Source organism: Actinoallomurus bryophytorum, assembly GCF_006716425.1.
Classification (GTDB): Bacteria; Actinomycetota; Actinomycetes; order Streptosporangiales; family Streptosporangiaceae; genus Actinoallomurus; species Actinoallomurus bryophytorum.
In genome coordinates, this window is the sequence record NZ_VFOZ01000001.1 from 1,990,198 (window position 1) to 2,012,821 (window position 22,624).

Annotated in this window: 22 protein-coding genes; 17 read left to right on the forward strand and 5 right to left on the reverse strand. The window is 69.3% G+C overall.

Features of this window, described 5'->3' with window-relative positions; translation table 11 throughout:
• Window positions 1-7 precede the first annotated feature (7 nt).
• The 3 genes from FB559_RS09390 to FB559_RS09400 all read right to left on the reverse strand — a co-directional run bounded on the left by FB559_RS09390 (window position 8) and on the right by FB559_RS09400 (window position 2,661).
• Complete coding sequence (locus tag FB559_RS09390; RefSeq protein ID WP_141955247.1) at window positions 8-781, reverse strand: SDR family NAD(P)-dependent oxidoreductase; 774 nt, start codon at window positions 779-781, stop codon at window positions 8-10.
• A 55-nt stretch (window positions 782-836) separates the two neighbouring features.
• Window positions 837-2,063 carry an IS607 family element RNA-guided endonuclease TnpB gene (gene tnpB / locus FB559_RS09395; protein WP_185792116.1) on the reverse strand — a complete coding sequence of 409 codons (1,227 nt, stop codon included), beginning with the start codon at window positions 2,061-2,063 and terminating at the stop codon, window positions 837-839.
• Between the two features lie 124 nt (window positions 2,064-2,187).
• Window positions 2,188-2,661: a hypothetical protein gene (locus FB559_RS09400; RefSeq protein WP_141955249.1), complete on the reverse strand. Its 474-nt coding sequence runs from the start codon at window positions 2,659-2,661 to the stop codon at window positions 2,188-2,190.
• Between the two features lie 31 nt (window positions 2,662-2,692).
• On the opposite strand from FB559_RS09400, the gene FB559_RS09405 reads away from it, so the two are divergent.
• From FB559_RS09405 to FB559_RS09445, 9 genes are all read left to right on the forward strand, one after another.
• The gene (locus FB559_RS09405; RefSeq protein ID WP_141955250.1) at window positions 2,693-3,370 is read left to right on the forward strand and encodes a response regulator transcription factor; all 678 of its coding nucleotides are present in this window, start codon (window positions 2,693-2,695) and stop codon (window positions 3,368-3,370) included.
• Window positions 3,371-3,450: 80 nt separating this feature from the next.
• Entirely contained in the window at window positions 3,451-4,737 is a 1,287-nt protein-coding gene (locus FB559_RS09410) for a HAMP domain-containing sensor histidine kinase (protein WP_141955251.1), read from the forward strand.
• 130 nt (window positions 4,738-4,867) lie between these two features.
• Complete coding sequence (locus FB559_RS09415) at window positions 4,868-5,974, forward strand: chitinase (protein WP_185792117.1); 1,107 nt, start codon at window positions 4,868-4,870, stop codon at window positions 5,972-5,974.
• 316 nt (window positions 5,975-6,290) lie between these two features.
• Window positions 6,291-7,097 carry a glycosyltransferase family 2 protein gene (locus FB559_RS09420; protein ID WP_246121472.1) on the forward strand — a complete coding sequence of 269 codons (807 nt, stop codon included), beginning with the start codon at window positions 6,291-6,293 and terminating at the stop codon, window positions 7,095-7,097.
• A complete protein-coding gene (locus FB559_RS09425) occupies window positions 7,097-8,176 on the forward strand; it encodes a GNAT family N-acetyltransferase (protein ID WP_141955252.1) in 1,080 nt (359 codons plus the stop codon). The genes FB559_RS09420 and FB559_RS09425 overlap by 1 nt, the downstream gene beginning before the upstream one ends.
• Window positions 8,173-9,135: a glycosyltransferase family 2 protein gene (locus FB559_RS09430; RefSeq protein WP_141955253.1), complete on the forward strand. Its 963-nt coding sequence runs from the start codon at window positions 8,173-8,175 to the stop codon at window positions 9,133-9,135. The genes FB559_RS09425 and FB559_RS09430 overlap by 4 nt, the downstream gene beginning before the upstream one ends.
• Window positions 9,132-9,932 carry a polysaccharide deacetylase family protein gene (locus FB559_RS09435; RefSeq protein WP_246121474.1) on the forward strand — a complete coding sequence of 267 codons (801 nt, stop codon included), beginning with the start codon at window positions 9,132-9,134 and terminating at the stop codon, window positions 9,930-9,932. Before FB559_RS09430 ends, FB559_RS09435 begins: the two co-directional genes overlap by 4 nt.
• Window positions 9,933-9,982: 50 nt before the next feature.
• Window positions 9,983-13,399, forward strand: coding sequence for a lipopolysaccharide biosynthesis protein (locus tag FB559_RS09440; protein WP_141955254.1), 3,417 nt, complete (start codon window positions 9,983-9,985; stop codon window positions 13,397-13,399).
• Entirely contained in the window at window positions 13,399-13,791 is a 393-nt protein-coding gene (locus FB559_RS09445) for a hypothetical protein (RefSeq protein WP_141955255.1), read from the forward strand. The genes FB559_RS09440 and FB559_RS09445 overlap by 1 nt, the downstream gene beginning before the upstream one ends.
• 5 nt (window positions 13,792-13,796) lie before the next feature.
• On the opposite strand, the gene FB559_RS09450 is transcribed toward FB559_RS09445, so the two are convergent.
• A complete protein-coding gene (locus FB559_RS09450) occupies window positions 13,797-15,344 on the reverse strand; it encodes an acetolactate synthase large subunit (protein WP_141955256.1) in 1,548 nt (515 codons plus the stop codon).
• A gap of 1,060 nt (window positions 15,345-16,404) precedes the next feature.
• On the opposite strand from FB559_RS09450, the gene FB559_RS09455 reads away from it, so the two are divergent.
• From FB559_RS09455 to FB559_RS09490, 8 genes are all read left to right on the forward strand, one after another.
• Entirely contained in the window at window positions 16,405-16,710 is a 306-nt protein-coding gene (locus FB559_RS09455; protein ID WP_141955257.1) for a hypothetical protein, read from the forward strand.
• 194 nt (window positions 16,711-16,904) lie between these two features.
• Window positions 16,905-17,321, forward strand: coding sequence for a hypothetical protein (locus FB559_RS09460; RefSeq protein WP_141955258.1), 417 nt, complete (start codon window positions 16,905-16,907; stop codon window positions 17,319-17,321).
• A gap of 299 nt (window positions 17,322-17,620) precedes the next feature.
• Window positions 17,621-17,902 carry a hypothetical protein gene (locus FB559_RS09465; protein ID WP_141955259.1) on the forward strand — a complete coding sequence of 94 codons (282 nt, stop codon included), beginning with the start codon at window positions 17,621-17,623 and terminating at the stop codon, window positions 17,900-17,902.
• Window positions 17,903-18,180: 278 nt separating this feature from the next.
• On the forward strand, window positions 18,181-18,444 hold the full coding sequence (locus FB559_RS09470; protein WP_141955260.1) for a hypothetical protein: 264 nt from the start codon (window positions 18,181-18,183) through the stop codon (window positions 18,442-18,444).
• Between the two features lie 284 nt (window positions 18,445-18,728).
• A complete protein-coding gene (locus FB559_RS09475) occupies window positions 18,729-19,043 on the forward strand; it encodes a hypothetical protein (protein ID WP_141955261.1) in 315 nt (104 codons plus the stop codon).
• Window positions 19,044-19,336: 293 nt separating this feature from the next.
• Window positions 19,337-19,639, forward strand: a complete 303-nt coding sequence (locus FB559_RS09480) for a hypothetical protein (RefSeq protein ID WP_141955262.1) — start codon at window positions 19,337-19,339, stop codon at window positions 19,637-19,639.
• Window positions 19,640-19,903: 264 nt separating this feature from the next.
• Window positions 19,904-20,386 carry a hypothetical protein gene (locus FB559_RS09485; protein WP_141955263.1) on the forward strand — a complete coding sequence of 161 codons (483 nt, stop codon included), beginning with the start codon at window positions 19,904-19,906 and terminating at the stop codon, window positions 20,384-20,386.
• Between the two features lie 355 nt (window positions 20,387-20,741).
• Window positions 20,742-21,173 (forward strand): hypothetical protein, encoded by a 432-nt coding sequence (locus FB559_RS09490; protein ID WP_141955264.1) that lies wholly within the window; start codon window positions 20,742-20,744, stop codon window positions 21,171-21,173.
• A 150-nt stretch (window positions 21,174-21,323) separates the two neighbouring features.
• Here the strand turns inward: FB559_RS09490 and FB559_RS09495 are convergent, their stop codons facing one another.
• Entirely contained in the window at window positions 21,324-22,559 is a 1,236-nt protein-coding gene (locus tag FB559_RS09495; RefSeq protein ID WP_141955265.1) for a cytochrome P450, read from the reverse strand.
• Between the last annotated feature and the right edge of the window lie 65 nt (window positions 22,560-22,624).

Below are 22,624 nucleotides of genomic sequence, written 5' to 3' on the forward strand. Positions count from 1 at the left end.
CACGACCTCACTTGGGCTGGAAGCGGATGCCGCCGTCGAAGCGGACGGTCTCGGCGTTGACGTAGTCGTTCTCGATCAGCGAGCGCACCAGGTGGGCGAACTCGGGCGCGGTGCCCATGCGCTTGGGGAACACGACCGGCGCGGCGAGCTTCTTCTTGAACTCTTCGGCCTGCTCGCCCTGCCCGTAGATCGGCGTGTCGATGATGCCGGGGCAGATCGTGTTGACGCGTACGCCGACGGCGGCGAGGTCGCGGGCCGCCGGCACGGTCATGCCGATGATGCCGCCCTTGGAGGCGGAGTAGGCGACCTGCCCGGTCTGGCCCTCGAGGCCCGCGACGGACGCGGTGTTGATGATCACGCCACGGGTGCCGTACTCGTCCAGCGCCTCGGTCTTGGCGATCGCCGCGGCGCCGAGGCGCATGCCGTTGAAGGTCCCGATCAGGTTGACGTCGATGACCTTCTTGTACGACGCGAGGTCGTGCGGGGTCCCGTCCCGGCCGACGGTCCGCGACGCCCACCCGATGCCGGCGCTGTTCACCACGACGCGCAGCGGCGCACCGGTGGCGACGGCAGCGTCGACGGCGGCCTGCACCTGGGCCTCGTCGGAGACGTCCACCTTGACGAACACCCCGCCGAGCTCGTCGGCGATGGCCTTGCCCGTGGTCTCGTTGAGGTCGGCGATCACTACTTTGGCGCCCTGTGCGGCGAGGTCGCGCGCGGTGGCCTCGCCAAGTCCGCTCGCGCCACCGGTGACAATGGCTGCAGCTCCGTTTACGTCCATAAGCAGGAGGTTACCGGAGTCGACCGAACGCTATTCGGGTGACCTTACTCACCGTTCACCGAGACCTCATAATCTCGGTGATTCGCTCATCGCTGGGCGAAGGTCCCCGTCCTACCTGGGCGGGGGCCGCCCGGTGCGGGGTAGACGTTTCACAGCCACCAGCCCGGCCTGGCCGGGTCTTATGGTCGGCTCCGCGTCCGTTTTGGGTCTCCGGGCCACTCCCGGCGACAACAACATGTTCGACCAGGGAAGCGAGGTTGCTCGCGGCGTTGGCATCCCGGTCCAAGGACAGGCCGCATTCACCGCAGGTGAAGACGCGTTCGGACAGGCGCAGCTTGGCTTTCACCACACCACATCCCGAGCACCTCTTCGAGGACGGATACCAGCGGTCCGCGACGATGAGCGTCCCACCGTTCCAGACGGTTTGGTAGGCGAGCTGCCGGCGGATCTCACCGAACCCGGCATCAGAGATGACTCGCGCCAGCCGGCGGTTCTTCACCATCCCGGCAACGTGCAGGTCCTCCACCACGATCGAGCCGTACTCGCGGGCCAGGGCCGTGGTGAGCTTGTGGATCGCATCGCGTCTTCGGGCAGTGACGCGATGGTGGACGCGGTTGCGGGCGGCGTTGGCGCTCTTCCAGCGATTGGAGGGCTGTTGTCCGGTACGCCGGTCCGGACCCCGCTTGCGAGAGGCCGCACGGGAGGACCGGGTGAGTTTGCGTCGCGCCGCGTCGTAGTGCTTCGGGTTGGTGGCCGTCGGCCGGTCGTCGGAGAATACCGCGAGGGTCCTGATCCCCAGGTCCACACCCACCACCGCATCCGGGCGGGCCGGCGCGCGTATGGACCGTTGGACCTCGACCGTGAAGGACACGAACCAGCGTCCTGCCTCGGAACGGACGGTCGCCGACAAGATCCGGGCGCGGCCCTCCGCGATACGTCGCTGGAGCTTGCGCGTGGACTCGTGGGTCTTGAGCCGCCCAAGGCGCGGCAACCTCACATAGCGGCGGTCATCCTCAAGCCGGATCGTGCCAGTGGTGAACCGCACCGACGGCGCGTACCTGCGCCTGGACTTGAAACGTGGGAAGCCCATCCGGCGGCCCTTCCGCTCACCCTTCCGGAAGTCGGACCAGTTCTTCAACGCGCGAGCGAGCTGGTCCAGGCCGGTGTTGTAGGCGAGGCGCGCCGCACCGGCATGTCGCAACAGCGCGCGCACCTGGCCGGGCGTTGGGTCCGAAGCAAAGCGATACGCCTGGACGACGGTCAACCGATCGCGGTACTCCACAGCCGAGACGGTAATGGCAGGGTCCGACAGCACAAGGGCTCAGGCTGCGTCAACGAATGACGTCCATCGATGGAACATGAGATTCGTCGATGAACCCAGCAACGGTCGCCAAAACCCCACGGGATCACTCGGCGGTCTGGACCGTGGGCGCGTGCCCATTCCATGCAGCGATCACGCTGGACGTCCGGTCCTCCTTGGTGAAGTCGACCCGGAGCCACTGGTCGCCCCGCCAGGTCTGCACGGTGTACCCCGGGTTGGGGATGGCCGAAACCAGCCGCGCGGCGGTGTCCGTCATGGACAGCACGACCCGGCCGCCGCGGACCACATAGGTGTGGTCGCTCCCCGCGGAGGAAAGGGAGGCCGTCGCCGAGTACGACGGCTTTCGCGCGGGTGTCGCGAACGTGGAAGAGTCGGCGGGCGGAGCGCTCGAACTCACGGCGGTCGGCAGCACGGAGGGCTGGTCGCCGACGACCGGCCGGGCCGGCGGTTCGCCGAACACGGCGTTGTGCAGGACCGGGCGCGCACCGAACCAGACCAGCAGCACGGCCAGCGCGGTCGCGCCACACCACATAACCACATATGTCAACACTTGCCGCATCGATGCCATCGTGCCCCTTAGGGTACGGAACATGGCGAATGTGCTAGTCGTCGAAGACGACCAGTTCGTACGCTCCGCACTGATCCGCGAGCTTTCCGAGCGCTCCCACACCGTACGCAGCGCGAGCACGGCACTCGACGCTCTGCGCGAGGTGGCCCAGGCCGCGCCGGACGTCGTGGTCCTCGACCTGGGACTACCTGATCTCGACGGGGCCGAGGCTCTCAAGATGCTGCGTGCGGTCTCCGACGTGCCCGTGATCGTGGCGACGGCTCGCGACGAGGAGGCCGAGGTCGTACGGCTCCTCAACGCGGGTGCCGACGACTACCTCATCAAGCCGTTCTCCCCCGAGCACCTGATCGCCCGTCTCACCGCGATCCTGCGCCGGTCCCGGCAGTCCGCCCCTCCGCGGGTCTGCCAGGTCGGCGGGCTGCGGGTCGACCTCGAGGGGCGCGAGGCGTACCTGGACGAAGCGCTGCTCGATCTCACCCGCCGGGAGTTCGACCTGCTCGCGCACCTGGCGTTCCGTGCGGGGCAGGTGGTCTCGCGGCGCGAGTTGCTCGCCGAGGTGTGGCGTCAGTCCTACGGCGACGACCAGACGATCGACGTCCACCTGTCCTGGCTGCGCCGCAAGCTCGGTGAGACCGCGTCGCGTCCGCGTTACCTGCACACGGTCCGCGGGGTCGGTGTGAAGCTCCTGCCCCCCGAATGAGCCCGCATGAGCCCGCATAAGTCCCGTGAGCCCCGCATGAGCCCTGGACGATCCCGGTACGAGACCCGCACGAGCCCCGGATGAGACGGTCCCTCGCCCTGGTGTCCGCGGCCGTCACGTCGATGGTCGCGCTCGCCTTCCTCGTACCGCTCGCGCTCATGGTCCGCGAGATCGCACGTGACCGCGCGCTGGCCGACGCCGAACGGCAGGCGGGCTCGCTCGCGCCGGCGCTGGCCATCTCGACGGACCGCGCCGCGATCGAGCGCGCGGTCGCCAGCACCCAGGCCGGCGAGGCGGGCCGGGTGTCCGTGCATCTGCCCGGCCGCGCCGCGATCGGCGCCTCGCACGCCCGGCTGGAGGACCTGCAGACCGCCCAGGTGCAGGGCCGGTCGTTCTCGGCGGGCGTGCCGGGCGGGTACGTGCTCCTGCAGCCGGTCGCGATGGACGAGGGCCGTACGACGGTGGTGGAGGTCTATCTCCCCAAGCAGGACCTGACCCGCGGGGTGCGGTCGGCGTGGATCGTGCTGACCGGGGTGGCCGCGGTCCTCGTCGTCGGCTCCGTCGTGGTGGCGGACCGCCTCGCCGCGCGGGTCGTCGGCTCCGCGCGCACCCTCGCCAAGGCCGCCACGATCCTGGGCGGCGGTGACCTGCGGACCCGGATCGACCCGCAGGGACCACCGGAGCTGCGCGAGGCGGGCCGTGCCTTCAACACCATGGCCGACCACGTCGAGGCGCTGCTGTCCGCCGAACGCGAGATGGTCGCCGACCTGTCCCATCGCCTGCGCACGCCGCTCACCGCGATGCGGCTGAACGCCGCCGCGCTCGGCTCCGAACCCGCGGCCGAGCAGACCCGCCTCGCGGTCACGCGCCTCGAGGAGGAGGTCGACCAGATCATCGGGGCGGCGCGCAAGCCGAAGGGGCGTGCGCTCTGCGATGCCGCCGAGGTCCTGCGCGACCGGATGGCCTTCTGGTCGGCCCTGGCCGAGGACCAGGGCCGCTCCTGCGAGCTGGTCGGCGCCGAACGGCCCGTGGCCGTGCCCGTCGTACGCGGTGAGCTGCGCGCCGTACTGGACTCGCTGCTGGGCAACGTGTTCCGGCACACGCCGGAGGGCACGGCGTTCATGGTGACGCTGTACCAGGGCGTCGGCCGTGTGGTCATCCTCGTCGCCGACGCGGGTCCGGGGATCACCGACTCCGACGCGGCGCTGCGCCGTGGTGCGAGCGGGGGCGGTTCGACCGGGCTGGGGCTCGACATCGCCCACCGGATGGCCACGGCGGCGGGCGGAGACGTACGGATCGACCGGTCGACCCTCGGCGGCGCGCAGATCCAGATCTGGCTACCGGCCGCGCGCGCCCGGCGACTGTGAGCCCGCAACGACTATGGGTCGCTTAGCTCCCCCTTAAACGGAGCTTAAGCGGGCGGACCGGGGGCGCCGCCGCCCCTAACGTCATGGGCGTACCCGCACCACGGTCGCCCACGACGGAGGTACACCGGCGATGAGGTCCCCACGAGGCAAGGCCATCCTGCTGGCCGGCGGCATCGCCGCGGCCGCCGTCGGGACCGTCATGCTCGCTCCCGGTGGGAGCGGCGCGAGGCCCGCGGCGGAACGGGCGGCCGTCACCGGCACGCGGCCCACGCACCGGGCGGCCGGGCGCAAGGCCCCCGCGAACTCCGCGCGGATCTCCAGGGCCGTCGAGCCCGCGGCCGGTTTCTCGCCCTATGTCGACGTCGGCCTCTACCCGGCCTTCGATCTGACCGGAACCGCCGCCAAGGCCGGCGTACGGACGTTCAACCTCGCGTTCGTCGTCTCCGGCGGCGGATGCGAACCGAAGTGGGGCGGCTCCCAGGCGCTCGAGGACAACGCGGTCGCCCAGCAGATCGGCGCGCTGCGGGAGTTTGGCGGTGACGTGCGGGTCTCCTTCGGCGGCCAGGCCGGCACCGAGCTCGCCCAGGCCTGCGGGAGTTCCGCGCAGCTCGCCGCGGCGTACAAGAAGGTGATCGACACCTTCAAGCTGACCAAGGTCGACTTCGACGTCGAAGGCGCGGCGATCGCCGACACCGCCGCCAACGCACGGCGGGACGAGGCGATCGCCCAGCTGCAGAAGCAGGTCGACGGCCTCGACGTGTCGCTCACGCTGCCGGTCCTGCCCTCCGGGCTCACCGGCGAGGGCCTCGGGCTCGTGACCGACGCCGCGAACAAGGGTGTCGATGTCTCCGCCGTGAACATCATGGCGATGGACTACGGCGACGGCGCGGCCCCGCAGCCGGGCGGCCGGATGGGCGACTACGCGATCCAGGCGGCGACCTCGACCGAGGCGCAGGTGAGGAAGGCGCTCGGTGTCCAGGACGCCTTCGGCAGGATCGCGGTCACCCCGATGATCGGCGTCAACGACACGAGCACCGAGGTCTTCACCGTCGCCGACGCCACCAAGCTCGCCGCCTTCGCGCGGACGAAGAAGCTCGCCTGGCTGTCGATGTGGTCCGCCACACGCGACAAGCCCTGCCCGGGTGGTCCGAAGAACAGCGCCGATCCGACCTGCAGCAGTGTCGCGCAGGACGATCTCGCCTTCACCGATGCCTTCTCTGAGGCCTCCACAAGCTAACTCGGATACCCCGCCCGGGGGCGGGCCGTGCGCCGACCCACGCACGGCCCGCCCCTTTTTCGTGCACTTTGCCGGTTAGTCGACTTATCGTCCGAACTCACAGTCGACACCGTTCGCACAGCTCAGCGAACGGACGATAACAAGTTGTAACGGGGCGATAACCCAGTGGAACCATCCGGCTGACGTAGAGCGGTTGCGTCAGTCTGGGGAGGGTTTTCGCGACCCCGCATCCGACGATCGATGGTGTCAGCCCGCACGAGCCTCGGCTGGAGACCAGGTTTCTCCGAGCATCGATCTGCCAAACGGGGGCACCCAAATGCACGAGCCGGACTCTGTCCAACTCACCGACGGCATGCAATCCGGCGCGGTCCTGCACCACCTTGATGCCGCACGCTACCGCGCTTCCTGGCCGACCGTCTCCGCCGTCATCCCAACGCTCAACGAAGCCGAGAATCTCCGATGGCTCCTGCCCCGTCTCTCCGGGGTGGACGAGATCATCATCGTCGACGGCGAATCCGATGACGGCACCATCGACCTCGTACGCAAGCTTCGCCCGGACGCGGTCGTCATCGAGCAACCCCCCATCGGCAAGGGCGCCGCGATGCGAGCCGGGTTCCAGGCCGCCACCAGCGACGTGATCGTCTCCATCGACGCCGACGGAAGCATGGATCCTAAGGAGATCGACGCGTTCGTCGCGCTGATCTGCTGCGGGTTCGACGTCGTGAAGGGTTCCCGCTACTGCGTCGGCGGCGGCTCCGACGACCTGACCCTCATCCGCCGGGCCGGCAACCTCTGGCTCACCAGGCTCGCCAACGTGCTGTACGGCGTGCGCTGGACCGACCTTTGCTACGGCTACATCGCCCTGCGCCGTTCGGTCGTCGACCGGCTCGGCCTGGCGGCCGACGGCTTCGAGATCGAGACCGAGCTCTGCGTCAACGCGATCACGGCCGGCCTCCGCGTCGCGGAAGTCCCCAGCCACGAGCTCGACCGCCGCTCAGGCGAGTCGAAGCTGAACGCCCGCCGCGACGGCCTGCGGGTCCTGCGCACGATGATGCGAAACCGGCGCACACCCCCACGTGCGGTCCTGCCCCGCTACGAGCCCGGCTTCGAGGAGGCGGGTTGATGAAGATCGAGGTCGTTCATCCCAAGGAGCTCGGCGAAGCCGAGGTGCGCCGATGGCGTGCCCTCCAGGCCTCCACCCCCACCCTTGCCAACCCCTTTCTGTCCCCGGAGTTCACCCTCGCGGTGGGCCGGTTCCGTCCCGGCGCACGTGTGGCGGTGCTCGGTGACGAGTCCGGCATCGCCGGGTTCTTCCCGCACGAACGCCACACCCTGGGCATCGGCCGTCCCATCGGCGCCGGGCTGACCGACTGCCAGGGGCTCGTCGCGCCGCCCGGCATCGAGCTCGACGTACGTGCCCTGCTGCGCGCCTGCCGCCTGTCGGTCTGGGAGTTCGACCACCTGCTCGCCGACCAGACCGCCTTCGCGCCCTACCACGCGGAGACGCGTGTCGAGCCGGTCATGGATCTGAGCGAGGGCTTCACGGCGTACGCCGAGGGCGCGCGGCAGCGGGCGCCCAAGACGATCAAGACGGTCCGGTACAAGGAACGCAAGCTCGGACGTGAGGCCGGCGAGGTCACCTACATCTTCAGCGAGCGCGGCACGGGCGAGCTCCACCGCCTGATGGCCTGGAAGTCGGCCCAGTACCGCCGCACCGGCCGCACCGACCGGTTCGCCGAGTCCTGGATCGTCGCCCTCGTCGAACACCTGCACGCGACCGGCACCGGCGTGCTCAGCGTCCTGCGTGCCGGCGGCCGTCCCATCTCGGCCCACCTCGGCCTGCGCTCGGGCACGGTGATGGCCGGGTGGTTCCCCGCGTACGACATGGAGTTCAGCAGATACTCCCCCGGCATGGTCGGTCATCTGCGGATGGCCGAGGCGGCGGCCGGCGCCGGCATCACGCAGATCGCCATGGGCCGTGGCGGCCGGGAGTACAAGGACTGGCTGAAGAACGGGGAGTTCCCGATCGCCGAGGGCCGGGTGGCCCGTGCGTCGGCGGCCGCCGGGCTGCACTGGGTCAAAGACGCCCCGGTGCGCCGGGCGCGCAGCGCCGTGCTCGCCCATCCCGCCCTGTACGCGCGGGCGGACCGGGTACTCAAGACCTACGCCCGCCTGCGCCGTCACACCGGGGACGCGGCGTGAAGATCTCGGTCGTCATCTGCGCGTACACCGAGGAGCGGTGGGACGACGTCCTGGCCGCGGTCGGGTCGGTGCGCTCCCAGAGCCTGCCCGCGCACGAGATCATCCTCGTGGTCGACCACAACCCGGCGCTGCTGGGCCGGCTGCGCCTGGCGCTGACGGACGTGAAGGTCATCCCCAACTCCGGCCGGCGCGGACTCTCCGGCGGCAAGAACACCGGTGTCGCGGCGGCCCGCGGCGACGTCGTCGCCTTCCTCGACGACGACGCGACCGCCGAGGCGGATTGGCTGGCGGCGATGGCCGGCGGCTACGACGTCGCGAACGTCGCCGGGGTCGGCGGCCTGACGCTGCCGCGCTGGGACACCGCGGTCCCCCGGTGGTTCCCCGACGAGTTCGCCTGGGTCGTCGGCTGCACCTACCGCGGCATGGCCGCGGGGCCGATCCGCAACCTGATGGGCGGTAACGCGTCCTTCCGGCGTGAGGCGTTCGACGTGGCCGGCGGCTTCCGCAGCGGTATCGGCCGCGCGGCCGGCGGGAGGCCGCTGGGCTGTGAGGAGACGGAGTTCTGCATCCGGCTACGGCAGGCCGCGCCCGAGACGGTGCTGCTGTTCGAGGACAGAGCGGTGATCTGGCACCGGGTGCCGGCCGAACGCGCACGCTTCGCCTACTTCCGCAGCCGTTGCTACGCCGAAGGGCTCTCCAAGGCGATGGTCACGCGGAGCGTCGGGATGGGCGACGGCCTGGCCAGCGAACGCCGGCACGCGCTGGTGGCGCTCCCGCGCGGCGTCGCGCACGGACTGCGGGCCGCCGTCACCGGTGACCCGTACGGTCTCGGCCGCGCCGCCTCGATCGTCGCCGGGCTGGCGTTCACGACCGCCGGCTATGCCGCCGGCTCCATCCGGGCGAGCGAGGTTCACCGTCCGGCGGTGAGCACACGCCGCAGCGAACAGGAGGCACAGTGAGCGGTGAGAGATCGGTGCGTACGGCCGGTGAGCGCCGGCCCTACGACCAAGGCCCGGTGCCGGTCCTGATGTACCACTCGATCGGCGGGTCCGACCGGCTGGCGGTACGGCCCGAGGCGTTCGCCGACCAGATGGCCTACCTGAAGGACAACGGCTTCACCCCGCTGCCGTTCTCCGGCCGAGCGCGGCCGGCCGAGCGGCCCGTGGTGATCACCTTCGATGACGGGTACGCCGACTTCCACGAGCACGCGCTGCCGGTGCTGGACCGCTACGGGTTCGCCGCGACGGTGTTCGTGACCACCGGCTGGCTGCGTGACGCCGGGCCCTGTGCCGCGGGGCGCCCGCTGGGCCGGATGCTCAGCTGGCGGCAGACCGAGGAGATCGCCGCCACCGGAGTGGAGATCGGCGCGCACAGTCACAGCCACGCCCAGCTCGACCAGCTCGCCGCCCCGGCCCTGGCCGAGGAGCTGCGCCGCAGCCGCGGGCTGCTCGAGGAGCGGCTCGGACGCCGCATCGCCGCGATGGCCTATCCGTACGGTTACTCCAGTGCCCGGGTGCGCCGTGAGGTGCGCGCCTGCGGATACACCGCGGCCTGCGCGGTGGCCAACGCCGTGATGGACGACCGCCACGATCCATTCGCCGTGCCACGGCTGACCGTACGCGCGGCCACTTCTCTCCACGGATTCGACCGAGCCCTCGACGGCCGGGGGTTCGGCACCGACCACGTGCTGACCAAGGGATACGCGGTCCTGCGCCGGTCCCGGTACGCGGCACGACGGCTGCGGGGAGTCGCGTGACGCGGCCGCGCGTGCTTGCGCGTTCGCGGGAAGACGCGAAACTGAAGCGCATGATGGCGCTCCGAGGTGAGCTGTCCAACCCGCTGTTCCGCAACGCGTACGCATTGATGATCAACGGCGGGCTCACCGGCGTCCTGGGGCTCGGCTACTGGCTGCTCGCCGCGCGGATCTACGATCCGGCCGAGGTCGGCCGCCAGTCCGCGCAGAACCAGGCGATGATGTTCCTCGGCGGGCTCACCGCGCTGAACTTCATCCTCATCCGGTTCATCCCGGAGATGGGCCCGCGTACACGGGCGCTGACACTGCGGACCTACCTCGCCGGAGCGCTGGCGGCGGGGACGCTCGCGGTGGGGTTCCTGCTCACGCTGCGGTGGTGGGGATCACCGTTCGCCCACCTGTCCGGACCGGCCCACGGCGCCTTCTTCGTGCTGGCGGTCGTGTCGTGGAGCCTGTTCACGGCGCAGGACGGCGTGCTCACCGGGCTGCGCCGCGCCACCTGGGTGCTGGGCAAGAACACCCTGTTCGCCTGCCTCAAGGTCGTGCTGCTGGTGGCGCTGGCCACCGAACTGCCGGCCGACGGCATCACCGCGTCCTGGGTGCTGGCCGCGGTCGCGCTGCTCCTGCCGGTCGAGCTGCTCGTCCAGAGCCGGCTCATCCCCCGCCACGTCGTGGAGACCACAAGCGACCGGCCGATCCCCTCCGGCGGGCAGATCGGCCGCTACTTCGCCGGCGACTACACCGGCACGCTCTTCTACTACGCCCTGTGCAACCTCGTCCCGGTCGTGGTCGCGACCACGCTCTCGGCCAGCGACAACGCGTACTTCTACATGGCCTGGGTGCTCGGCGCCACAGTGGACGTGCTCGCCGTGAACATGGGGATGTCACTCACGGTCGAGGGCGCCTTCGACGTCGACGGCCTGGCCGTCGCCTGCCGGTCCGCGATGCGCCGGATGGCCCTGATCCTCGTCCCGATCACCGCGGTCATCTTCTTCGGCGCCCAGGCCGGGCTGGCGGTCTTCGGTCCCGGCTACGCCGAGAAGGGCGCACCGCTGCTGCGCCTGCTGGCCCTCGCCGCACTCCCCAAGGCGCTGATCGAGCTCTACATCGGGGTTCTGCGGGTGCAGCGCCGCACACGGGTGATCGCGTTGCTGCAGGCCGTACGCTTCGCCGCCGTCCTGGCGTTCGTCCTGATACTGGGCCGCAACTCCGAGATCACCGGGCCCGGATACGCCGTGCTGGCGGTCACCATCGCCATCGCCGCCGTCGTACTCCCCGGCCTGCTGCGCGCCGCACGCCCGATCCCCATGGACACCGCGCCGGCCGACCTGGGCGAAGCGGCGACGGGCCCGTCGCCGATCGGTTCGTTCGACACGGACTCCTCCGTCAGCATCATGCGTGAGGAGCCCTTCGAGCCGGGAGAGCCGCCGGACACCGACCCTCCGGGCCGCCGTCCGGTGGGGGCCGCGCTGGCCTGGGTCCTGTTCCTGTCCGGGCTCGCGCTGTACTGGCTGCCGCTGCGCAACGTCGACCTGAACCGCATGGACGGGTACGGCCTGGTCTCGGTGCTGCCGGTCGCCACACTCGTGGGCGGCGGGCTGCTCGTGGTGGCGTTCATGTTCACGCTGTGGCTGCGCCGCCCGTACCGCGCGCTGTTGCTGCTGCAGCTGGTCGCGATCATCGTGTCGCTGCACGGGCTGGCGCCGGCCCTGGAGCAGTACGCGCGGCCGGAGACGGCGTGGCAGCACAACGGGTTCGTGGAGTACATCACGCGTACCGGCGGCGCGGACTACGTCCTGGACGCGCGTTTCAGCTGGCCGGGCTTCTTCGCACTGATCGCGTTCGTGACGCGGCTCGCCGGGGTGAACAACCTCGAACCCCTGCTGCACTGGGCGCCGGTGGCCAGCCAGCTGCTGTACCTCGCGCCGATGTACCTCATCCTGCGGACCATGCGGGCGAACTGGCGCGCGCAGTGGCTGGCGGCCTGGCTCTTCGCCGCGGCCGACTGGGTGGGCCAGGACTACTTCTCCCCGCAGGGCTTCGGCTACCTGCTGTACCTGCTGTTCATCGGCATCCTGCTCAACTGGTTCCGGCCGCAGGCACGGCTCACCGCTTGGGGCACCAGCACCGGCCGGCTCCGCGCGTTCGTCCGCGGCCCGTTCGCCTCCGGCGAGCGCCCGCCGCCCGTGACGACGGTGGGCGAGCGTACGGTGCTGATGTTCGTCCTGGTCGTGCTCTTCGCGGTCACGACCGCGAGCCACCAGCTGACCCCGTTCTTGATCCTGTTCGTCTCCGCGGCGCTCGTGCTGGTCAAGCGCAACACCGCGCGCGGCCTGCCGATCCTTCTGGGCGTCATGGTGGCGAGCTGGATCAGCTTCATGACCACGGCGTACTGGGTCGGGCACGTGAACGACCTGTTCTCGGGTGCCGGCGCGCTGCTGTCCAACCTCACCGGCGGCGTGGCCGGACGGGTCAGCAAGGGCAGCGAGAGCCTGGCCACGGTCCAGACGGGACGGATCCTGATCGCCGCCACCGTCATGCTCGTCGCCGCGCTCGGCCTGCTCCGCAGGCGGCTGCGCCGGATCGATGACCGGGTGGCGCTCGTACTCCTGGTGGTGCCGTTCCTCGCGGCGGGCCTGCAGAGTTACGGCGGCGAGATCGCGCTGCGGGTCTACCTCTTCGTGATCCCGGGCGCGTGCATCCTGGCGGCGTACCTGTTCTTCCCGACGACGTTCACGGCCCCGCGCCGCACGCTCGCCGTGCTCACCGCGACGGTCTGCGGGTTGATGATCGCCGGCGGCTTCCTGTTCGTCCGCTTCGGCAACGAGAACTTCGAGCAGGTACGGCCCGGCGACGTGAGCGCGTTCGACGCGATGCTGGACCAGAGCCCGAACAACGAGATCAACGTGGTGTGGCTGGCGGACCCCCAGGACGACGCCGGTTACTTCCCGATGATGCCGTGGGGCGCCCGCGACATGGAGCACTTCGACTACACGGCCGTACGCGCGCCGGCGAACCCCGCGGATGTGACGGGCATCGTCAAGGCGCTTCTGGACCGTCCGGGCGGCTACTTCGTCACCACGCGTGGCAACGAGGCGTACAACCACTACAACTACGGCCTGTCCGCGTCGTACGGCGACCGGATGCGGGCCGCGCTGGCGGCCTCGCCGCAGCTGCGGCTCGTGACCGCCAACGACGACGCGTCGGTCTACACACTGGCGAACCCCCCGGGTGGCGACGCGCCGCGGGCCACCCGCTATCCGAACTTCGGCATCGGGCACACGACGTGGACGCCGATCGGGCTGTGCGCCATTCCGCTGCTGATCGTCGTCCTGGTCGCCCGCGAGGTGCTCCGGGTACGGCTGCGGCCGGGCGAGACCTGGCGGTTGCAGCCACTGACCGTCTGGTCGACGTTCCTGGTCATCGTCCTCGCCGTCGTCATCGTCGAACGTTTCCTGACATTGGGGTAGTGATGCGTGCCCTTCTGCTGCTCGGCACTCTCGTCCTCGCGGGCCTGACCGGCGCCGCCCTGACGCTGGCCGGCGTCGAGTCCCCGGCGACCGGGTCACTGACCCTGCTGTTCGTGCTGTTCACACCGGCGCTGGGCGTGGCCATGCTCATGACCGGCCTGGACCTTCTGGCCCGTGCGATCGTGGCCGGAGCGGCCTCGGTGGCGCTGGCGGCCTCGGTCGCCGAGGTCATGCTCGTCACGTCTAGCTGGTCCCCCCGTGGCGGTCTCATCGCCATCATGATCGCCTGCGTGGGACTCGCAATCGCCGCTCTCGTCCTTCGCCCCCGCCCGCCTGCGGCGGACGACGAGACGATCCCGATCCCGGTCGTCGGAGACGGCCGGGCCGGCTGACGGCGTCAGGACAGGACGGCCTCGATCAGATGCGGCCCGGGCTCGGCGACGGCCCGGGCGAACTCCCGCGCGAGCTCCTCGGCCGTCGTGGCGCGGGCGGCCGGCACGCCGAGCCCCTCGGAGATCCTGACGAAGTCCAGGTCGGGTTCTGACAGGTCGAAGAGCCGGCCCGCACGGGACCCGGACGTACGCGCGCCCACGTTCTCCAGCTCCCACCGCAGGACCGCGTAGGCGCGGTTGTTGAGCAGCACCGTCGTCACGTCGAGGCTCTCCCGCGCCTGGGTCCACAGGGCCTGGATCGTGTACATGGCGGCGCCGTCGGCCTGGAGGCCGACCACCGGACGGTCCGGCGCGCCGATGGCCGCCCCGACCGCCACGGGCAGGCCCTGCCCGATGGCACCGCCGGTGAGCGTGAGCAGGTCGTGGCGTGGAGCGGCCGCGAGAACCCCCTGGAGGTTGAAGAATCCGGACGTCATCGACTCGTCGGAGACGATCGCGCCCTCCGGCAGGAGTGCCCCGATGACCTCGGCCCAGTTCCGGCCGGTCAGCCGCCCGGACGGGAGCTCACGTCCGGCCGTCTCCGTCAGCGCGGGGCCGCCCCGGGGAGCCACGATCTCGGCGAGCGCCTCCAGCGCCGCGACGACGTCGTTCGCGGTGTCCGCGAGTACGTGCGTCTCGGCGTTCTCCGGTGCCTGCTCGCTCCGGATGCCGGGATAGGCGAAGAACGAGACGGGCGCCTTCGCACCGGCCAGGACCAGGTGGGAGATGCCGGCGAGCTGCCGGACCGCCTTCTCGTTCGCGTAGGCGAGCCGTTCGAAGGCGGGCAGACCGGCACCGGCCTCCAGGCGCGCGGGCCAGGTCTCAAGGAGCACCCGTACGCCGGTGGCGGCGGTGATCCTGCCGACGGCGCGCAGACCCGCCTCGTGACAGGCGGCGCCACCGATGAGGAGCAGGGCGGGTTCGCCGCCGCGCAGGACCGAGGCGATCTCGGCCACCGTCGCGTCGCCGACCGGCGAGGGGGACGAGAGCGGCACCGGCTCCGCGACCCGTCCCCCTTCGTTCCAGGAGACATCGGCGGGCAGGATGAGCGTCGCGACCCGGCCGGGCGGATCCTGTGCCGCGGCCGTCGCCGCGGCCGCGTCGGCCCCGGCACCGGCGGAGCTCTGGGAGCACCGGACCCAACCGCGGAGCGTGCCGGCGATGGACCGGATGTCAGTGTTCAGGGGCGTGTCGTACCGCTGGTGGTAGGTCGCGTGATCACCGACCAGGTCGACGACCGGAGTGGCCGCCCGCCGCGCGTTGTGCAGGTTCGCGTACCCGTTCGCCAGCCCCGGCCCGAGATGCAGCAGAGCCACCGCGGGCTTCCCGGCTACGCGCGCGTAGCCGTCGGCGGCCCCCGTCACCACGCCTTCGAACAGCCCGAGCACGCCCCGCATCCGCGGAACCGTGTCCAGCGCGGCGACGAAGTGCATCTCCGATGTCCCTGGGTTCGCGAAACAGACCTCTACCCCGCTGTCGAGCAAGGTTTGCATAACAGACTGCGCACCGTTCATTGCTCTCGAATCCCCCGATCAGGTCTGTACGAGGCCCCGTGAAATCAGGATGCAACCCGCCGACCAGGCACTTCAAGCGAGACCCCCCAGAACGACGCCTCGGCCTGCAAGCCACGCCGGCACGCCGGCGCCCGCGAACGGTTGGTGCTCCGTGAGCTGGTGCGGGTGCTGACGGCGGGCTTGTCCCGCCGCCGCCCTTCCCGCCCTCCGTCGCGCTGTGGTCGAGGTCCATCTGCGGTGTGGTCGGGGTGGTCTCGCCGCCGGCGGCGGGTCGGTGGCGGTGGATCGGTGGCGGTGGGTGGTGCGGCTACGCGGGTGGGTGGTGCGGCGTCCGGGGGGGGGGCGGTGCCCCAATCACTATTGCCAGTGGTGCGAGTGGGGCTGAACGTGCCTGAGGGCTGCGGGCGGCAGGTGGTGCCAGCGGTACTTGCGGTGCTGACACAAGGCCGCATGCCCGGCAGGTCGTCCAGCACGACCCGTACAGTCTTCTGCCCCAATCGCACAGCTCCTCTATCCCGATCTCGCGTTAGGCGGCCAGATCGGCGGGCGCCCAGCACCACCTGCTCCACTGTCCGGGTACCCATTCGCATTACGGCGGGCTGACCCGCCCGACGCCCTCGGGCGTCACTGACGCTCATGTCGCCCGTATCACCCATAACCCGCAGAACCGGCCCTAGGTGGACATGGCAGGTGGCGGTTCCCTGCATGGGATCCCCGCGCCACCCGACCCCAACGGGCCCTCCTCCGGCGCCACACCGCAGCCAGAAGAGCCGGTGCCTATCCCCCGACATTTCCCCGAAAGGCCATTATCGCGACTACGGCTTATCTAAGCCCCATGATTCCCATACCACCCATACCGGTCATTGCACACTAGCTCATACAATAAAAGCCGAGATCTCCCATTTCAGGAATTCGCTGCTCTTTGTTGTCATCTTACCTTGTGATTATCTTGCCGAGAAAGGGCCGGGGAATGCTAGAAAGCACGGCACCCTTCCTGGACATTCGGGGAGTGCCGGTTCGTGAGGGCCATCGGGCCATTTCGACACAAAAGGAGACCGACGTGCTGAAGAAGACGTGTGCCACCGGCGGACTGCTCCTCGCCGCCGCCGCAGGCGCTCTGTTCACAAGCTCGCCCGTGTCCGCGCAGGTTCCGACGTGGGGCGGCGGTTGCTGCGGCTCCCACAGCTCCTTCCGTAACTACTCGCGGCACCACAACCGCAACTGGAACGGAAACGAGAACTCGAACCTGAACCACATCAGGCTGCACCTCAACAACCGCAACAACAACATCGCCGTCGCCCGTACGGGTCGCGGCGAGGACGGCCTCGGCATCGGCGGTCTGGGCCTCGGCGGCGACGACGACTGATCACAGCTACACCACGATGGTGGACGCCACCGCGACCCGGTCGCGTCCCCGACTCTCCGCAAGGAACGGCCGGATGAGCCGCTGAGTCGCCAAGCCGCCCGTTCACCGCGGGCGCCGGGGTGACGACTCCGGCGCCCCTCGCTCGCTACCGCGAGCACCACAAAAAGGCCGAATTCGGCAATTAGGAGGCAGACGTGCTCAAAAAGACGAGCGCCTCTATCGGGTTGGTCATCGCAGCCGCCGCCGCTGCCCCGCTCACGAGCTCACCCGCGTACGCCCACGCGAACCAGCTACGGGGCTGGCACGGTCACCACCACTACAGCAGTCACCGCTCGCATCACCGGAACCACAACTGGAACGGGAACCGGCACCACGGGCGGATCTTCATCCGGATCTACATCTACAACAAGAACAACAACCACGCGGTCGCCATCGCACGCCCAGAGCGCCGAGAGGCTCGCCCCACATCGTTCCTGGGGGAAGACGGTCCGTTCCTCGGAGGCACCGGCGGCGCAGGCCTGACCCAGCAAGGCGTGGCGCGCACCAATCGAGGCGTTCCCGCCACGGGAACCATCGGCGCGGGAACCACCGGCACGGTCCCGGTGGCTTGATCCGGGCCACGCCCCAGGGGCGGCCGAAGCCGCAAGCCGGCAATCGAAGGAAACGACTCTTTCAGGGACGGCCGTCCAGGCCGCCGAGTCGCAGGCCCGCCCCGCATATCGGGCGCCGGGGTAAATACTCCGGCGCCCTCATATTTAATGATACGTAGGCTCTTTGTGGTCATCTTACCTGGCGATTATCTTGCCAGGAAAGCACCAGGGAATGCTAGAAAGTGCGGCGCTTCGGATTAGAGCGTAGCGCCGGGTTCGTGAGAGCCATCGCGCCATTCCGACAAAGAAGGAGACCGACCGTGCTGAAGAAGACGGCCGTCACTGGTGGCCTGCTGATCGCCGCAGCCGCCGGTGCCCTAGTGACCACCTGCTCACCCGCGTTCGCCGCACCCACCCACCTGGTCTCGGACCACACCAGAAACTGGAATGGGAGCGAGAACGAGAGCTACAACCACATCCGGCTCCACCTCCGTAACCGCAACAACAACATCGCGGTCGCGCGTACGCCGCAGCGTCGGCGCGACTTCATCCAGACACCGGTGATTACGCCGCCGGTGCTTACGCCGCCGGTCGTCGGCTGACACATTCGTCCTGCCGGAACGGACGCCTCCGTCCTGACCACCGAAATACCTGTCCGGTGGCCGCGATAACAGGCGGTTATTCGAACAGCCGGGCGCCGGAGCACACACTCCGGCGCCCTTAAATTTTCCAGCCAGGCGCTTTTGTTGCCACGTTACCCGTTACGTATGTTGACGCGATGACACGAGGGAACATTACAGAACGAGGCGTTCTCGGAAAGAACGAGAGTGCCCGTTCGTGAGAGCCATCGCGCCATTCCGAATCATGAAGGAGACCTATCGTGCTCAAGCAGATGATCGCCGCCGGCGGAATCCTGGCCGCCGCCGCAGCCGGCGCCGCCGTCACCAGCGGGACCGCTTCGGCGCAGACCCCGATGTGGGGAGGCGGCTGCTGCTCCAGCTCCCACAACGCCTTCTACCAGTCACACCGTAACCGGAACTGGAGCGGCAACGAGAACGAGAACCTGAACCACATCCGGTTGCACCTCAACAACCGCAACAACAACATCGCGGTCGCGCGCGTCGACCCCGAAGAGCGCCGATAACACGGCCAGCGGGTTCGAACGTCACATCGCAGGCCGCCGAAGCTCGGTCGCAGAACTTCTTGCGGAAGAACGCCATGCCGACCACTGAGTAAACGCGGCGAAGGGCGTCGGAGCCATTGCTCCGGCGCCTTTCAATTTATGGCCCCATTTTGAAGATACCTTACCTGTCTACTGTATTGCCGCGAAAAACCCAGGGAATGCTTCAAAATGCGGCGCTCTATTAAATAAGTAGGAGCGTCGGCCTGTGAAGGCCATCGCGCCATTTCGATAGCAAGGAGACCATCGTGCTCAAGAAGACGTGCGTCGCCAGCGGCATGCTGATCGCCACGGCCGCCGGCGCCATCCTCACCAGCCTGCCCGCGTTCGCCGGCGTGCCCGCCTGGGGCGGCGGCGGCTGCTGCAGCGGCTCGAGCAGCCGCTTCGGCCACTTCTCGCACAACAGGAGCTGGAACGGTAACGAGAACGAGGGCTACAACCACATCCGGCTCCACATTCGTAACCGCAACAACAACATCGCCGTCGCCCGTACGGGCCGTGACCGCGGCGATGACGGCCTCGGCCTCGGCATCGGTGCGCCCGGTACCGGCGGCGTCGCCTGATCATCTCGATCAAAGAACGACCGAACACGCCGTCCCAATGAGGCGTATTCGAAACACGACCCGGGAAAGCGATGAACGCCGACCTCGGCCGCTCGACGGACTGGGCGTCAGAGCCATTGCTCTGGCGCCCTTTCTCGTTATCGACTCAGATCGTCTTTGTTGTCATCTTACCCAATGATTGTCTTGTCCGGAAAACGGCAGGGAATGCTAGAGAGCGCGACGCTCTCTGCAAATACGTGAGGGCGTTGGCTCGAGAGGGCCATCGCGCCATTCCGATAAAGAGGAGACCGAACGTGCTTAAGAAGACGTGCGTGGCCGGCGGCATTCTGATCGCCACCACCGCCGGCGCAATGATCACAAGCCTGCCCGCGTTCGCCGCAGTCCCTGGGTGGGGCGGTTGCTGCAGTAGCTCCCACAGCAGCTTCTTCCACAACGCGCGGAACCGGAACTGGAATGGGAGCGAGTCGGAGAACCTGAACCACATCCGGCTCCACCTCAACAACCGCAACAACAACATCGCGACGGCGCGTACCGAGGAAGAGCGCAGCCACCATTTCCCGGTGATCGGCGCTCCGACCATCGGCGCTCCGGTTTAATCGGGCCCGACGGCAGGGTGGCTCCAGCGCGGCCGGAAGAGCCGCGAAGCCACCTACCTCACACCGGGCGCCGGGGTGACGACTCCGGCGCCCTTCGCTCGTCGGCGACACGCCTGCCGCGAGACGCCAGATGACGGCCGGCCGCCCAGCGCGGTCTGGAACCAAGCACATCGATTGGATCCGTGGCGCCCTGACCTGTTCGGCGCCTCGTACGAGCGCCCTCTCACGAGGCCCTCGGGGCCGATCGGGAATTAGGAGACCGACGTGCTGAAGAAGACAAGCGCCTATACCGGGCTGGTGATCGTCACAGCCGCCGGCGCCCTGCTCACGAGCTCGCCCGCGTACGCCCTGGACAGCATCGCCCAAGGCTCGCACAGCTGGTACCACCATCGGTCACACCACCGGAACCACAACTGGAACGGGAACCGGCACCACGGGCGGATCTTCATCCGGATCTACATCTACAACAAGAACAACAACCGCGCGATCGCCATCGCACGTCCCGAGCACAGACGGCATCACCGGGCCTTCGTGCCCACCGGCGTGATCGGCGGCGGCGTCGGCGGAGGCGTGACGGCGGCCGACCAGACCCCGGCGGCCCCGGCGGCATCCGTCCCGGACACGGCGTCGACGAACCAGGCTCCCCAGAGCGTGGGAGCACCCGCCGACCAGGGCACCGCGGCGGCGCCGGCGACCACCTCGATGGCGCCCCTCGACGAGGGCGCGACCGGCAACGTGAGCCCGTGATCGCCAGGTAGTACCTGTGTCATGAGTCCTGTCCGCGTCGAGCGGTGTCCAGGTGACACCTCGCGGGGGCGGGCAGGGACCCGGCCCGGTCCGGCCGGTTGAGGACGACGCTGCGGGGTCCCGTGGCCGTACGACGGTGAGACAGGCCCAGCACCACCCGGGAGCGGCGAGGACGCCGCCCCGCACAACGGGTGTCGGAGCAACGCTCCGACGCCCGTTTCTGCGTATTTCTGCACTCTTTGTCGCGCTCTTACCCCATCGTGGCGCCACCTCGAAAGTGAGCGGGAATGTACGCCATGGCGCCCAAATCGGGCATCAGTGGCCTTCGTACCATTTTCCGCAAGAAGGAGACGACGTGCAGAAAAGGACATACGCCCTAGCCGGTCTGGCCCTCGCAGCCGCGGGTGGTGTGTTGATCACCAGCTCACCCGCCCAGGCTGGTGCGCTCGTACAGGGACATCGGCATCATCATTATTCGAGTCACCGCAATTACAACCGCAACGCGAACTGGAATCGCAACCACAACCGCGTCGTCGTACGCGTGGTGAACCGCAACGTCAACACGGCCTGGGCCGGCGGTGGCTTCCGCGGCGGCGGTTTCCGCGACCGCGACCGCGACGACGACGACTTCGGTCTGTTCCGGCACCGCCGCTGCCACTTCGGCTGCAACCGGTTCGACAGGTTCGACGGCGACGGCGACGGGTTCGGTCGCGACCGCGACGACGACGACCGCGGTGACAACATCATCGTCGGCAACGACATCCGTACGGCCGGCGACCGCGACTAGGACGGCTGACGCGGCGCTGGTACACGGCCGCGACGGCGACCCTGGTCAGGAACGGCCGCAAAGGCCGCCGAGTCGCTGAGCCGCCCAGAGTGGACCGGGTGCGGGGGCGAAGGCCCCGGCACCCGGTCACGCTTGTACGGGCCGGAGAGGCTAGGTGCGGTACGGGAGGCGTTTGACCCCGTTGTCGAAGTTGGACAGGAGGAGTTCGGGTTCGCCTGCCGCGCGGATGCTCGGTACACGGGTGAACAGCTCGCGGAACATCGCGGTCAGCTCGCGACGGGCCAGGTGCGCTCCCAGGCACAGGTGGGGGCCGGGGCCGCCGAATCCGACGTGGGGGTTCGGCTTGCGGGTGATGTCGAACCTGTCCGGCTCGGCGAAGACGTCCTCGTCGCGGTTGGCCGAAAGGTAGAACAGCACGACCTTCTCGCCTTCGCGATAGACGTGGCCGTTCATCTCGTAGTCGCAGGTCAGCGTCCGCCGGAACTGGATGATCGGCGAGACGTACCGGACGATCTCCTCGATCGCGCCGCCGATCCGGCGGTCGAAGTCGGCCAGGAGGATCGCCCGCTGGTCGGGATGGTCGGTGAACAGCGTCAGCCCGTGCGCGATGGCGTTGCGCGTCGTTTCGTTCCCGGCCACGAGCAGCAGGTCGAAGAAGGCGCCGAGCTCGCGTACGGACAGCCGCTCGCCGTCGACGTCGGCGTTGACCAGCGCCGAGATCAGGTCGTCCGCCGGCGTCTCGCGGCGTTGCCGGCCGAGGCGAGCGACCAGCCGGTGCAGGTCGACGATGGCCTTGAGGTTGCCGCCGAGGAGCCGGAGTGTACGAAGGCGCGCCACGTCGCCGCGGACTCCGGAATATTCGGTCATGGCGTCCACGCAGGCGGCGACCTTCGCGTGGGAGTGCTCGGGGATCCCCATCATGGCGCAGATGACCTTGATGGGCAGCCGCGCCGCGACGTCGGCCACGAAGTCGCCGGACCCGGCGCGGACGACGTCGTCGACGATCTCGGTGGCGGTCTTGGCGATGTGCTCGTCGATCTGGGCGAGCCGTCGCGGGGTGAACGCACGGGACACCACGCGCCGCAGCCGGGCGTGGCGTGGGTCGTCCATGTTGACCATCGGCCGGCCGAACAGCAGGGCGATCCACGGCGGGGGCTCCGGCGAGGTGGCCGCGGGCTCGCTGCTGAAGACCTTGGCGTTGCGGCTCGCGTGCACCACGTCGGCGTGGCGTACGAGGGCGTGGAAGCCCCGCCCCGCGCGTACGAGGGGGATCCGCTGCTCGTTGAAGAACACGGGCCGGTCCAGCGCCCGCAGCCGCGCGAACGCCCGCAGCCGGTCCTCGGGAGGCCGCGCCCAGAAGTCGAGCGTGGCGAGATCGTCGTTCATCGCACCTCACCAGTTGTCGGGTGTCATCTGTTCGACGCCGGTAGGCGCGGGAGCGGTCACGCGCG